This window comes from Pseudobacter sp., assembly GCF_051955275.1.
In the GTDB taxonomy this organism is placed as follows: domain Bacteria; phylum Bacteroidota; class Bacteroidia; order Chitinophagales; family Chitinophagaceae; genus Pseudobacter.
Genome location: NZ_JBQCGW010000292.1, coordinates 48,178 through 61,924 on the forward strand (window position 1 = coordinate 48,178; position 13,747 = coordinate 61,924).

9 protein-coding genes are annotated in these 13,747 nt (G+C 43.0%); 3 read left to right on the plus strand and 6 right to left on the minus strand.

The features are described 5' to 3' along the window. Window positions 1-658 precede the first annotated feature (658 nt). The 3 genes from ACTHMC_RS25395 to ACTHMC_RS25405 all read left to right on the plus strand — a co-directional run bounded on the left by ACTHMC_RS25395 (window position 659) and on the right by ACTHMC_RS25405 (window position 5,477). Window positions 659-958 (plus strand): hypothetical protein, encoded by a 300-nt coding sequence (locus ACTHMC_RS25395; RefSeq protein WP_440417595.1) that lies wholly within the window; start codon window positions 659-661, stop codon window positions 956-958. A gap of 408 nt (window positions 959-1,366) precedes the next feature. Further along, on the plus strand, window positions 1,367-3,259 hold the full coding sequence (locus tag ACTHMC_RS25400; RefSeq protein ID WP_440417597.1) for an MrcB family domain-containing protein: 1,893 nt from the start codon (window positions 1,367-1,369) through the stop codon (window positions 3,257-3,259). Further along, entirely contained in the window at window positions 3,246-5,477 is a 2,232-nt protein-coding gene (locus ACTHMC_RS25405) for a DUF2357 domain-containing protein (RefSeq protein WP_440417598.1), read from the plus strand. Before ACTHMC_RS25400 ends, ACTHMC_RS25405 begins: the two co-directional genes overlap by 14 nt. Window positions 5,478-5,528: 51 nt before the next feature. On the opposite strand, the gene ACTHMC_RS25410 is transcribed toward ACTHMC_RS25405, so the two are convergent. From ACTHMC_RS25410 to ACTHMC_RS25435, 6 genes are all read right to left on the minus strand, one after another. Next, a complete protein-coding gene (locus ACTHMC_RS25410; protein ID WP_440417599.1) occupies window positions 5,529-5,936 on the minus strand; it encodes a DinB family protein in 408 nt (135 codons plus the stop codon). Between the two features lie 46 nt (window positions 5,937-5,982). Then, window positions 5,983-6,855 (minus strand): helix-turn-helix transcriptional regulator, encoded by an 873-nt coding sequence (locus ACTHMC_RS25415; protein WP_440417600.1) that lies wholly within the window; start codon window positions 6,853-6,855, stop codon window positions 5,983-5,985. A gap of 159 nt (window positions 6,856-7,014) precedes the next feature. Further along, window positions 7,015-7,785, minus strand: a complete 771-nt coding sequence (locus tag ACTHMC_RS25420) for a hypothetical protein (RefSeq protein ID WP_440417601.1) — start codon at window positions 7,783-7,785, stop codon at window positions 7,015-7,017. A gap of 27 nt (window positions 7,786-7,812) precedes the next feature. Then, the gene (locus tag ACTHMC_RS25425; protein WP_440417603.1) at window positions 7,813-9,291 is read right to left on the minus strand and encodes a RagB/SusD family nutrient uptake outer membrane protein; all 1,479 of its coding nucleotides are present in this window, start codon (window positions 9,289-9,291) and stop codon (window positions 7,813-7,815) included. Window positions 9,292-9,301: 10 nt separating this feature from the next. Beyond that, entirely contained in the window at window positions 9,302-12,643 is a 3,342-nt protein-coding gene (locus ACTHMC_RS25430; protein ID WP_440417605.1) for a SusC/RagA family TonB-linked outer membrane protein, read from the minus strand. A 289-nt stretch (window positions 12,644-12,932) separates the two neighbouring features. Further along, a partial coding sequence (locus ACTHMC_RS25435) for a FecR family protein (RefSeq protein ID WP_440417606.1) occupies window positions 12,933-13,747 on the minus strand: 815 nt, incomplete at its 5' end.

The window sequence follows — 13,747 nt, forward strand, 5'->3', positions numbered from 1 at the left end:
GATATTGGATAACTATTCTCATGAAGGTATTTCATATTTGATGATTGTCAATTCTGGCTAATCGAAAGGATTTTTTGATAAATTAAGTGAGCTCTCAATCTATTCATAATGTACAGAATAGCCACATTTTAGGCCTTGCGCTGTATGGCATTCTTATAATGTTGTAGTAACCATTAATTTCATCTTAACTACCAATTAGTGGTATTTATCATATTTGGACAAAATCCAATTTTTGAGCTTCATCCCGCCTGCTCTTGTATAATTTTCACTTCATAATCAAGTACGACCCAACCCGTTGTCAGTTCCATTGTGGAGAGGCATTGGTACTATGTTCAGCTGTCCGCTTATAAACAAGGCTACAGGATATCTGGAGCGATTACAACTATGTAATTTATGTGCTGGAAGGCAGGAAGATCTGGCATACACCCAACGGGTCTTACGATCTCAAACAGTGAGATTCAGCTTTTGTAAGAAAGGTAGCCTGTATTGTAGAGCAATTCATAGAAAGCGACTCCTGTTTCATGATCATCTTTTGCCCGACTAGTTTATTTGCGAATCCCTGGAACGATGGACTGTAGGGTCATTGAAGCCATCTGTCAGGATCGCTCCCGTGATGCTTGTGATCAACTGTGATGCTGCAGAAGCATTTTTTCTTTCCATGATGCCTTATTTCAGGGATACCTACAAACCGGACCTTATCCTACTTGAATTGAAGTTTCGCAAGCCGCTATTATTGATAGCAGAGAATCCTGCTAATGAAGAATTGCTGATTTGGCTTTGCTCCCTCAGGCATGAGCCGTTGGTTATGTCTCAGCCCGAAATGGAAGAGAATTTCTGTTTTACCCTCAAGCTGGAAGATTATGAAAAACTCTGCGCCCGCAGCCTGTCAGCTTTCAAGCGCGACATCATTGAGATAAATCAAACTACTCAGGATAAGTGGCTGCTGAAAGATGGTTAAACCCATGCCCGTCATTTGTTCACCAATAAGTCCAGGACGGTTGCAGATGCAGCTTTTGAGTCGGGATTTGAAAGTCCGTCACATTTAGTAGGGCTTTCAAGCAAAAGTTTGGGCATACGCTTGTTAATGCGGTTATGAGTTTTTAAGTAGGGAAATCGGAGTGTATGGAAATCTACAAGCAGTGCACATTCTACTTTTGTGTTCCTGAGTTTGAATAGCACAAAAGCAGAGCAGAGAAGCATGTAAGTACTACTTTTTTGCAGAATATTTATTTGTGATTGCAAAAAAGAACTAGTAAAGTTTAATTGATGGGAGCAAACTTTTGTCCCATTAATTTGACATACAAATCCACATTTGCCATTCGATTAACTTCAGGTTTATTATCTTTAATAATACCTTTCATTTATCATGGCATTACCAAAAAACCTTACCAAAGACAACCTTCTTTTCGCTATTGATAAGATAGATAAAGAAGGCATTCCAGCAAACGCAGAGTCTTTATTTTATGATGTTATCCATAACGGCAAAGCCTACCCACCTAAATTAATTGTTTCTTACGCTAACATTCCTGCAAATGGCTTTGAACTTGACAGAAATACATTTCCTGGCGGAAATAACACTCCCTGTTTCAAACTTCTACAAAAATCCGGCTTTCAGATTGTCCCCAAGAAAAGTATTTACCCATTATTGACATCATTCGTTTCCAGAGTTCAAAATGATCCTACTAATTTAAAAAAGAAGGATTTCTCTGATGACTATCAAGGGTTCAAAATAGAAACTAGTTTTGGGCAAGGTAACCAGGCCACCATACCATGGATTGCTTTCCTTGGCAAAAACCAAAAGGTTTCTACCGGGATTTATCCTGTCTATTTATATTATAAAGAACAGCAAATTCTAATCCTAGCCTTTGGTGTAAGTGAAACAAACATGCCATTAAACCAGTGGAATGTATCCACACAAACAATTGAAGGCTACTTTAATGAGAACTATTCTTCTACCAAGCCTAAAAGGTATGGAAGTTCCTATTACTTTGCTTCCTATAACATAGATCCTAGCAAACCAAACTTTGGGCTAAACAAATCGAAAGTTGACATAGACTTGCAGCGTATTCTTGAGTTGTATAAATCAACCTTGGCTCAGCAGCCCGTTAATACAATTAAAGTGGAACTAAAGCACTCACTCCCGAGGGAAAAGTTTAATTATAATGACTTTGTATCACACTTGAACGATGCAGGCCTTTTATTTCCTGAGCTTGTAATAAGACGATTCATTAGTTCATTAGTGGCAAAGCCGTTTGTAATATTAACAGGCTTATCTGGTTCAGGGAAGACAAAGCTCGCTCTGGCATTTAGTAAATGGATAGCTAGAGAAAGAGATCAGATTTGCATGGTGGCTGTTGGAGCAGACTGGACGAACAGAGAACCCCTACTTGGATTTCCAAATATGTTAGAGAAAAATAAGTACATTTTCCCGGAAAGTGGGGCACTAAACCTCATATTTTCAGCATTAGAAAATCCAGACAAACCTTACTTCTTGATTCTGGATGAAATGAACTTAAGTCACGTTGAAAGATATTTTGCCGATTTTCTAAGCTGTATGGAGTCAGGAGAACAGATTAAACTTCATCCAGATAAGGAATCATGGAATGGAGGAACAATACCTAGCGCGTTCTATCTTCCATCGAACTTATTTATCATTGGCACAGTAAATATTGACGAAACAACATACATGTTTAGCCCAAAAGTTCTTGATAGATCTTCAGTTATTGAGTTTAGGATATCTAAAGCAGACATGGGGCACTTTCTTAGTAGAAACTCAGTAGCAGACATAAAAAAGTTAGAAGGTAAAGGTGCTAATATGGCGGAGGAGTTCATCGAATTAACTCGAAAGACAAATATTCAATCTATACTCAGCAAAGACTTAAAATCAGACTTGTTGAAGTTCTTTGAAGTATTACAAGAAGCAGGGGCAGAATTTGGATATCGAAGTGCTCATGAAATTCAACTTTATGAACGGGCAACTTCCTTTATCGGAAATTGGAAAGAACATGAAATAATGGATTCGATTATTATGCAAAAACTACTCCCAAGAGTACATGGTTCTCGAAGAAAACTAGAAGGACCTTTAAAGAACTTAATACAACTCTGTTTAGTAGACGATGAAGCTGTTGATGATTATTTAAAAGCGCCTATTCCAGCTCCTCGACCTGAAAAAGTGAAATATAAAATAGCGCTTGAGAAAGCACAACGAATGTATCAATCATTGATTGCGAATAGTTTTTGTAGTTATGCAGAAGCGTAAAACCTTTCAAATACCTGTTGATTTGCCTGGAGGAAAATCAACTTTGCTTGAATTAGCTCCTAAATCAGCAAACGCGTCAATTGAAGTATTATCAGTTGGTGCTGCAAAGGAAAATGGCGAAGCACCATTTCAAATAAAAGAAGGTCAATTATATGAATATCGGCATGAAGTAGAATTTAAATTAATATCAACTAGTAAAATAGTTAGGCCTTCTACTCTAAATCATGGAACAGGAACTTTAGAGCCTGGAAATTATGTAGGGACTTTAACCTTACATTTACTTAGTCTAGAAACCTCTGAAATAGCGGGGACTCTTCAAATCGAAATTCAATCTGTAAAAACTGATTACAGAACAGACTATCGATTCATGTTGTTGGACATTGCAGAATATTGCACTGAACTAATAATGCAACATAGTATTCCTGTATCGCAAAAATTCACTCCGGATCACAAAAGAGGTCAACAAACAATTTATCAAAGATTCTCGTTTATTAAGAGCCTAATATCATCTGAAGAATTTGATAATGCTATGTCTAGGATTGTTCGATCTCCAGTTGAAAAATGGGATACTGAAGAAATTTTTACAGAAGTAATAAAGCTGAAGCGCTTAAATCAAAAACAGCTCCGTCAATATCATTTATCAAAAAATGATAGCCGAACAAAGGTTTCATCTTTTGATAAGACGCAAAGTGTCGACACGGCAGAAAACCGATTTATTAAATACGCCCTTACACATTTTTTGGACACATGTACACTATTTCGCTCTAACCTGGACAACACCCCTCCTCACTTACTTGAAGTAGTATCATTGCAAGACAGGTTGATTCAATATTTAAGCCATCCCATTTTCAAAGATGTTGGCATTTTGCATTCAATCCCATATAATAGCCAAATCTTGCAACGAAAAGACGGATATCGAGAAGTTCTTAGAGTTTGGATCATGTTTGAGGTTGCATCACAACTTTGCTGGTCAGGAGGTGATGATGTATACGATGCAGGCAAGAAAGATGTAGCTACCCTTTACGAATATTGGCTTTTCTTCCAGTTAATAAAATCTGTAACTAAAGTATTTAAATTATCTACAGTAAACATTGAGCAACTGTTCGAATCAACTAATGATGGATTAAATCTAAAACTAAAAAGAAGAGACCATTTTGCTATTAATACAGCATGTGAATCGTTTTCGCGAAAGTTGCAAGTGCAATTGAGCTACAATCGCCCTTTTTCGAAAGGGAAATCCTACCCAGATCCAGGAAGCTGGACAACAGAGCTTAGGCCTGATTTCACATTAAGTTTATGGCCAAAAGGACTAACAAGCGAAGAGGCTGAAAGAGACGAGCTTATTGTTCATGTTCATTTTGATGCAAAATATAAGGCAGAATACTTGTCAGATCATAGAGAAGATGATGAGAATGAGAATGAAATCACTAAGAAAAAAACAAAAGATAGCAAATTAAAAAGTACCGACATTATTAAGATGCACGCATACAAGGATGCAATTCGGAGGACTGCTGGTGCATATGTATTATACCCAGGCACTCAAAACAATATTCTTAAAGGTTTTCATGAAGTCCTACCAGGCTTAGGCGCGTTTGCCGTTAGGCCTTCTCACAACAATAGCGGGATTAATGAGTTTGAAGACTTCTTAAATGCTGTAGTTGAATTGCTTCTTAATAGAACATCGCAAAGGGAAAAAATGTCATTGACAACATATCAAACGTATAAGAACCATCCTTCAGCGCCCTCCAATTTCGTCTTTCCAGAAGCAATTAAAAATAACAGAACTTTACTCCCACAAGAAACGCTTGTATTAATTGGCTATTATAAAAGTCAAGAGCATTTACAATGGATTTGCAAAAGCAAGCTTTACAATACAAGAATCGTAACCAAACAAAATTCTTTATATATTGATCAGTCTATTATAAATGCAAAATACTTGCTGCTTCATAATAAATCTGAGCAATATTCTATAAACTTCTTTAAGCTGAAACCCATAGGTGGCAGAATTTTTAGTAAAAGAAATTTATTAGAAAGAGACTACCCTTCAACACCAAGTCAAAGTTTCTATTTGGTATTTGAAATTGAAGATGAATTGGAAACCGAATTTGTAAACTGCAAATGGGATGTAACAAAGTTAAAAAAATACAACAAAGGGAATAAGTATGCTCTTCCCTTTGGAACGAACTTACATGAACTCATGCAGAATCTTCTTTTATAGAAACTCCACCGTTCCCGATGGAGTTTCCATAAAACAAACCCATAACTATCTTCAATACACATACTCCGGCACCTCTTCCCCCTGCCCCCGCAAATGCAGCACTGCCTGCCCCCTGTGATGCGTCACATGATCCAGGGTTGCATGTACGCCTCTTACCACGCTTTCATCAAGCGGCAGTTCTTTAATACTCTTTTCCAACCCGTCATACGCTTTCTCCAAATAAGCAAACACAGCCTTCTTATCCTTGCTCAGAGCAGTGGGTTCCCAGGCTGTTTCTTTGCCTTGCACAAAATTAGCTCCCCACCACTCGATGCCATAAGCCATATGATGCAGTAACTCTTTGAAGGTCCAGATACCTTCAACAGGTGTGGTATCATATTTATCTGCAGGCATGGCTTCAGCCACGTCAAGCGTGTATTTCCTGGAGGTTACTACCAGATTCAATAATTGCTCTTTCATAATGAGATGATTTTGAGCAAAGCTAGAATCCGCCCCAGGCAAGCACTTAAGAAATCTTGCTAATTATTGGAAGCCGTACATCCTGCATCCGGAAAATTCCGGGTGCACAGTTGTATTTCTTGCGGAATGCACCATTGAAGTATTCGATGCTATTGAAGCCGGAACTGAATGCAATATCTGCCACCGGAAGATCTGATGTTCGTAGCAGCAAGGCTGCATGCTGCAGGCGGATATCTGCCAGAAACTGATGTGGTGGCACCCGTGTGAAGGCCTTAAAGATCCTGCTGAAATGGAATGGGCTCACATAACAGTAAGCAGCCAGATCCATCAGGGAGATATCAGCAGTGAAATTTGAGGTGATGTATTCTTTGGCCCGCTCGATCGTAAGCAGGTGGTTCTTCTTCATTTTCGTATTGATTGCCGGATCAGGATGATAATCCGTTACCTCACCCAACACTTTGTCCATGATCTCCAGTACCAGGTTATCGATCTGCAATTTGTTTCCCTTGCGGGATGTGGCCAATTCCCAGATAATATAATGCAAGAGCTCAGTACCGGCGTTTGTGCGGATCAGCGTAGAATGCCAGTCCTCATCAGAAAAGAAACGACTGCGTTTATACTGTTCTCCAATCAAAGGATAAAAATCCTTCCGGAATTCAAATATGGTGCACTCATCAGGTACTGCATGCGCATGGGTGACAGTTCGCTCGAACTTCGGCTTTGTGATCAGCACACACCCATTGTAAGAATCCAGTGAATGACGGAAAACATTGAACAGGAAATTTCCTTTTCGCACAAAGCTGATCCCGAAAGTATCGGTATACTCCGGTTTGGAGGTGTTGCAATCCGTGCACCGGCATCTGAAGTCGAGGATGCGGTAAAAGTCAGATTGATACAGTGTATGGATATCTGCCTGCATGCTCTTTAAAATTACGCAAAATTGAGCGCCATCCCTTTCCACTAAAGGAGAAAAACATACCCTTCACGGAAATACATAAAAAAGCCGGCGGAGGGCCGCCGGCGTGCGAATTAACCATTTCACATTTTATGTCAGACAGTTGAGAATATTTAAAATGCGTTATCCGGGGAAATGATGCCTGATGAGAAAACAGGCAGGAGCATACGTGCCCGAACTTACGGCCGGACTTCCGATCAAGGCAATGGTAACATTGTTCTTCCTCCAGATATTGGGAGTAAAATCGCCAATGCCTGCAGCATCGCTGATGGTATAGGAGGCTATCTCATTGCCATTTGCCTGGTCCCTGAACCTGATCACGTAAGTACCAGCATCCGATCTCGCAGAAAATGTATTCCATCCGCCCCGGGTTTTATACGCCAGATTACTTACCAATGGCTGAGCCTCTCCATCCACCTCCACACGCACAGGATTGCTGCCGGGCGAGAGATTGAGAAAACGGACAGAGAAGGTACTGTCGCCATAAACATGCGTAGGAAATTCTTCTCTTATCAGCATCGTGTCCGGATGCGCTTTATCACCTACATAGAATAAAGACAACATATCCGTGGCCCCGACGTCGAAGGAAATTGTTTTCAGGGCTGCGTCCTTACTGAGGGTATCCGGATAATTATACGTTGTTATTGTTTGAGATCCCACAGGCAGACTAATCTGTGCGTATTCATTATGCTCGGCATACCTGTTAAGTTTTGCTTCCCATAAGTATCTTATAGAACGGTCTATTCCGAAATCAGAAAGGATAATATCTGTATCCACCATACAATTGATCATATTCAAAGTGGCGTTCGTCTGGTAGCCCGTTTCTTTCTTACAGGAACTCAGTCCTGCGATCAGGAGCAGGGCCAGTATGGGTGCAACTGCTGTTTTTTTCATCTTGCTGTAATTGATACGGTGAATTAATTAATACCTGGGATTCTGGCCGAGATCCGGATTGATGGTTATCTCGTTCACAGGTATCGGGTATACCAGCTGGTAATCGCCCAGCCATGGCTGTTTTGCGGGGATCGCAGAAAGTACTGCTTCCGCTTTGCCAGTCCTTTTCAGATCGAACCAGCGGTTTCCCCATTCGCCAAACAGCTCTACCTGCCGTTCATGCATAATAGCCGCAAGCACCTGCTCATTGGTGAGGGAATTTGACAGGTCAGGAGTAAGCCCGGCCCTTCTTCTTATCGTATTCACATCTTCCAGCGCACCGCTTTTATCTGCCGCAGGCCCTAACAGCAATGCCTCTGCACGGATCAACAGCAACTCGCTGAGTCGGATGGGAGTGGTATACTCTTTAGGATCCTCTCCCAGCACGGCAGATGCTGCATCCACCTTGAATTTATAAGGTACATACCTGGTTCCGCTGGATGTATTGGCTATGATCCATTTTGATTTCCGCTGGTCCCCGGACTCAAAAGCATCCAGCAAAGAAGAAGCAACAAAATAGAAGTTGTTGCCTGTAGTAACAGGTGAGGGTAATATCAACGCCCCTTCAGGAGTGGCAGACCTTGTGTTCGTATTATTGGAGCTATGTTCCAATTGCCATACCGCTTCACTGCTACCTTTCAGGAATACATTATTGAGATCAGGCTCAAGCATGTAATTACTGCTCTGGCTGATCACATCCGTTGCCAGCTGCGCCGCTTTGGTATAATCTTTCTGGTATAATGAAACCCTTGCCAGCAATGCTTTTGCCACTGTTTTATTGGGCCGGATGCGTTGTCCCGTTTTGGATGGGTATTCATCAGGCAACAGGTTGATGGCATCGGTCAGGTCAGATATTATCTGTGTGTACACCGCCGCAACAGGAGAGCGGCCCAGCCTGCTTGTCTTATTAAAATCGATAGTAAGTACCAGCGGCACTTCACCGAATAAGTTAGTGAGATAAAAGTAGGTGAAGGCCCGAAGGAATTTAGCTTCACCATTCAATTGGTTGCGTACAGGCAGTGTCAATGCTGCCGAGCCGGATTCCCCGATCCCTTCAACAATGGCGTTGCAACCATATATGCATTCGAAAGCTGAGCTCCAGAGCACAGAAGTCACGGAGGAGTTCATCTCCTTGGTCAGCTTATTCGTGTAAAAATTATAATAGGGAGCAGTTTCAACCCTTGAATAAATGTACTCATCAGAAGAAAGTGCGGTGAAAATATTTACCGCCCCCATTGCAAAGCCTTTATCACCGTAAGATAAACCATAGGAAGTACCATTGATGAGTTTGGTGTAAACGCCAGCCATGGCAGACTGCGCCTGTTCATTGGTTGAGAAAACCCTGCCGGTAGTGATCGTATCGATGGGGTCATCTATTTCAATCAGTTTTTTACAACCGCTGAGAACAGTGATGACCATCAACGCCGCAGCAGCCAGTGCCCTTGTTGAATATTTTATTGCTTGCATAACAGTAGTCTTAAAGTGAAATTGATATACCGCCGGTTACCACTCTTGGCATCGGTAAACTTGAAATGTTAGTTGCTTCGGGGTCCAGTCCTTCACTGTTTGAGATGAAGAAAAGATTGTAAGCACGAACAAACACCCTGGCAGATTTCATCCTTGCTTTCTGCATCCACAGGTCTGGGAGGGAATAAGCCAGGTTGAAGTTGGAGAGCCTTATCATTTTTATATCAGCATATGCTCCATCCGACTGCTTGAAAAAGTTCATGGCTGCGGAGTATCTTGATGAAGGAGCAGCAAACCTCTTTACATCACCGGGCTTTTCCCAGTAATTGCCAATGACAGCGGCAGGCATATTGAATCTGCCACCAATGCCTTCCTGCATGAAAACAGGATTGATCATGTATTTCCTGCTGAAGCTGAACTGCATGCCCAGGTCCCAACGTTTGTAACTGATGTTAGCACCCGCGCCTCCTGTGTATTTGGGAGCAAGGTCAAGTACTACATACCTGTCGTCATAACCTGTTGCTACCGGTAAAGCAGAGTTGATCTGTGCCACACCATCCTTATCATGATCTTCAAAACTGTATTTACCGGTTTGCGGATCAACACCCAGGTAATGCAGCAGATATACAGCATTGAGGGAAGAGCCTACGCGATATTGTGTAACATAGGGAGAGTGCTCGAAGTCAGGATATTCATCCAACAGGTTCGCATTCTTGTAAATATTGAAGTTGAGGCTAAGCCTCAGGTCTTTCTTTTCGATGACCCTTGCGCTGATCGCCACCTCAGTACCAGTGTTCTTGAGGCGTGCCGCCCAGTTGGCTGTAACCGAGGGAAATCCGGTCATGATGGGAGTTGGATAATCCGTAAGCTGATCATCAACCTTTTCAATATACCTGGTTACATCCATCACAATGCGGTCGTTCAGGAAGCCCATTGATAAAGTAAGATCAAGTTTTTTAGTGGTCTGCCAGTGGTAGTCGCCATTTACATGCTGCCAGCTTACCAGCGGGTTGGTGCCATCATAAGGATGGTATGGGGTTTCATTTACGTTTCTGGCGGCGCCCCAGCGTGTCATATATCTGTAATCACCTACTCCATCACCTCCGGTCATTCCGTAGGAGGCTTTGAGTTTTACCATGGATATTTCTTCCGGTAAGATCTTCTTCATCCATTTCTCTTCGGATACGATCCAGGCAAGGCCCACTGATCCGAAGTTGCCGAACTGGTTCTTTTTACCGAACCTGGATGAACCGTCCCTGCGACCACCGATATTGATGATGTATTTGTCTTCATAATTATAAGACAACCGTCCAAACAAGCCGGCATATTTGTACTGCCCTTTGTTATTGGAAGTAATAGACAGTACAGAGGCCATACTGATCGACTCCAGGAAAGCATCATTGGTGAAACCAATTCCATAATTGGACCAGCTCTTGGTGGTGGTGGATTGATAGGTTGCCCCCACAATAGCATCAAACCTGCCTCCCCCGAGGGTGGTTTTATAAGCTAATTGCGGTTCAACTATCCAGTTGCTGTTGTTGGTTCCTCCCTGGATTGCAGATCCCATTGGACTGAACAGGGGATTCTGGCCGGAAATAGGGATCTTGCTGAGTCCGCTGTTATTGGAAGATCCATATCCTATTTTTACAAGGGCTTTCAGTTCTTTGAGAATATCATAACTAAGGTCCAGTGCCGCATTCAGCTGGCTTGTTCCTGAAACATAGCTGTTCTCCAGCTCTCCGAAAGGGAATTCAGTATATAACCCTGCATCATTGTATTCTTTGTAATTCAGTGTACCGTCAGGTGCATAAATAGGAGGTGAGTTGGGCGACAATAAAACAGGTGCGGGGGTAGATATAAGGTCCACATCCGTGCGTCCGAACAATGCAGAAAAATTGAGCTTGAATTTCCGGCTCAGTGAAGTATGTCCGATATTGACACCGAAGCTGATCCTGTCGTTGCTGCCGGATTTTGTGAGAATATCTGTGGTACGGTCGAAGCCTCCGCTTAACCGGTATGTGGTAAATTCATTTCCGCCGGAAAGGGATGCATTGATATTGGTGGTTTTGCCCCAGTTGCCCCAGAGTTCTTTCTGCCAGTCAGTATTCCGGGTGGTATCCCAGGTCATCAGATCAGGCGCATTGGCTGGGGTTGGAGTGAGACCATCGTTGGCAAAAGCCTCCCGTCTTACTTTCAGGTATTGCTGCGTATTCATCAGGTCCCATTTATTGGTAACCATATTTACGCCCTGGTTGACATCGAACCTGAATATAGCTCCCCTGCTGCTCCCTTTCCTGGTAGTGATCAGTAAAACGCCATTGGCGCCACGTGATCCGTAGATAGCAGTTGCATCGGCATCGCGCAGCACTTCTACGCTTTCGATATCTGCAGGACTGATCCCAAAAAGAGGACTTTGGCCACCGGTGGGAGACATCCCCAGGGATTGCACCACGCCTGATGAACCGGACTCATAATTTCCTCCGTTGATATCGAGGATGGTTTGGGGAACACCATCGATCACTATCAGGGGTTCAGAAACAAATGATGGGTTCATTGTTTTTCTTCCGCGGATCTCCATCTTTATTTTTCCGCTAACATGGCCATCCAGTGGGGTGACCACCAATCCGGGCACTCTTCCTACCAGCGCCAGCAAGGGGTTCTGAACATTTGCTTTGGCAATCTCATCACCCGAAACCCTGGTGATAGCGCCTGTGCCTGTTCTCCTGGTGGTAGTGCCATAGGCCTGAATGATCACCTGGTCAAGCTGGTTCTCGGCCAGCTGCAGAAGTATCATCACTTCAGCGGTTTCACCTACACGTACCTGTTCAGTTTTGTAGCCAATGAAACTGGCAATCAGCGTATCGCCGGTTTCCACATCCTTTAAACGGAAATATCCACTTCCATTGGTAGTGGTTCCCTTTTTTGTTCTTTTATTGGTGATACTGGCGCCGCCCAGCGGCTCTGAGTTTAAATTCCGTAACAAGCCCCATATTTCCCGTCCCTGCTCAGGATACAGATCGAAACTGATCTTTTCAGCTTCTTTTTTTTCTGCTGCCACCTGCTGCGCCGCAATGAAAATGGTTTTTCCATCGATGGAATACGAGAGCGGCTGGTTGGTGAATACCAGGTTGAGAAAAGCCGTCAATGGCATCTTCTCCACATTTACAGATACCGGTTTTGTGTTGTTGAACAGACCACTGTTGCCAAATACAACATAGCCTGTCTGCTCTTTTACAATTGAAAATACTTTCCGCAGGGAGATATCCTTCGCGGAAAGTGTAACGGTCTGTGAAAGACCGGAAGCCTGTACATTAAGCAGCGCAACAGTGAGTAAAAGGACAGTCAGTCTCATCACAATCACTATTTGTTTTCGGTGAAAGCGAGGGCTTGCCACTGCAGGTTCGCGCTTCGCTAACGGGGGTTTGGTTGATGTTCCGCATCCTGCAGGCCGGAGTTGAGGTATGGCCATAGGAGTACTGAACCAATCAGCAGTTTTTTGCATACATTGCATTGTTTGGTTGAAAGAAAAATTGCTTCGACAGTGATTCAGAAATCAACCCGACATACCGCCGGAAGTGCTTCGACCCACTTCCGGCTTTTTATTCCGGTTGACCGCTATAGGATTGGTTCTGGTTACTTTTTTATGGATATACCACTAATCTCTTTCCTTCTTCTATCCTGAAACGCACCCCTGCGCCTTCAAGACCTTTGAGCAAGCCTGCAAGACTCACGTCCCTGCTCACTTCCCCGTAAAACTGGATATTGGGCACGATACCTTTCTCATAAATGATCTGGATATCGTACCACCTTGCCAGCTGCTGCATGGCATCCTCCAGCTTCACTCCATTGAAATTAAAGAGTCCGTTTTTCCAGGCTATAACTTTCCCTATGTCTGCATTATCTATAATGGTAAGTGCTCCGCGCGACTTCTCTCCGGCTGTGATCTTTGCCTGCTGTCCCGGTTTCAGCACCACCGTTTTGATCTTCGATTCAGCATCGTTATCCGTGATCACTCGAACGGCGCCTTCCACCAGTGTTGCCTTTATCTCCTCCTCATCTTCATAAGAATTGATGTTGAAGGCGGTACCCAGTACCTCAATCACAGTACTGTTGTTAACTATCGCTCTGAACGGCATGGCCGCATTCTTCGCCACTTCAAAATATGCCTCCCCTTTCACTTCCACTTTTCTTTCTGTGCCGGAGAAGCTGGTGGGGTATTTCAGTGAACTGGCTGCGTTGAGCCAGACTTTTGTTCCATCAGGCAGCACAACTGTGAACTGTCTGCCTTTGGGAGTGGACATGATATTATACCTCACTTCGTTGGCGCTGCCGGGGCCTTTGCCATATGTGATCTTTCCATCTTCCAGTTTTACACTGGTTCCACTTTCCACGGCAATAGTGCCTTTATTCATATTATCAAGCTGCACATTACTGCCATCGGCCAGTGTAAGTATCG

Excerpts from the sequence above, each read along its gene's own strand:
- ACTHMC_RS25405 (WP_440417598.1), top strand. The coding sequence starts at position 3,246 with ATGCAGAAGCGTAAAACCTTTCAAATACCTGTTGATTTGCCTGGAGGA.
- ACTHMC_RS25430 (WP_440417605.1), bottom strand. The coding sequence starts at position 12,643 with ATGAGACTGACTGTCCTTTTACTCACTGTTGCGCTGCTTAATGTACAG.
- ACTHMC_RS25395 (WP_440417595.1), top strand. The coding sequence starts at position 659 with ATGATGCCTTATTTCAGGGATACCTACAAACCGGACCTTATCCTACTT.
- ACTHMC_RS25410 (WP_440417599.1), bottom strand. The coding sequence starts at position 5,936 with ATGAAAGAGCAATTATTGAATCTGGTAGTAACCTCCAGGAAATACACG.
- ACTHMC_RS25420 (WP_440417601.1), bottom strand. The coding sequence starts at position 7,785 with ATGAAAAAAACAGCAGTTGCACCCATACTGGCCCTGCTCCTGATCGCA.
- ACTHMC_RS25400 (WP_440417597.1), top strand. The coding sequence starts at position 1,367 with ATGGCATTACCAAAAAACCTTACCAAAGACAACCTTCTTTTCGCTATT.
- ACTHMC_RS25425 (WP_440417603.1), bottom strand. The coding sequence starts at position 9,291 with ATGCAAGCAATAAAATATTCAACAAGGGCACTGGCTGCTGCGGCGTTG.
- ACTHMC_RS25415 (WP_440417600.1), bottom strand. The coding sequence starts at position 6,855 with ATGCAGGCAGATATCCATACACTGTATCAATCTGACTTTTACCGCATC.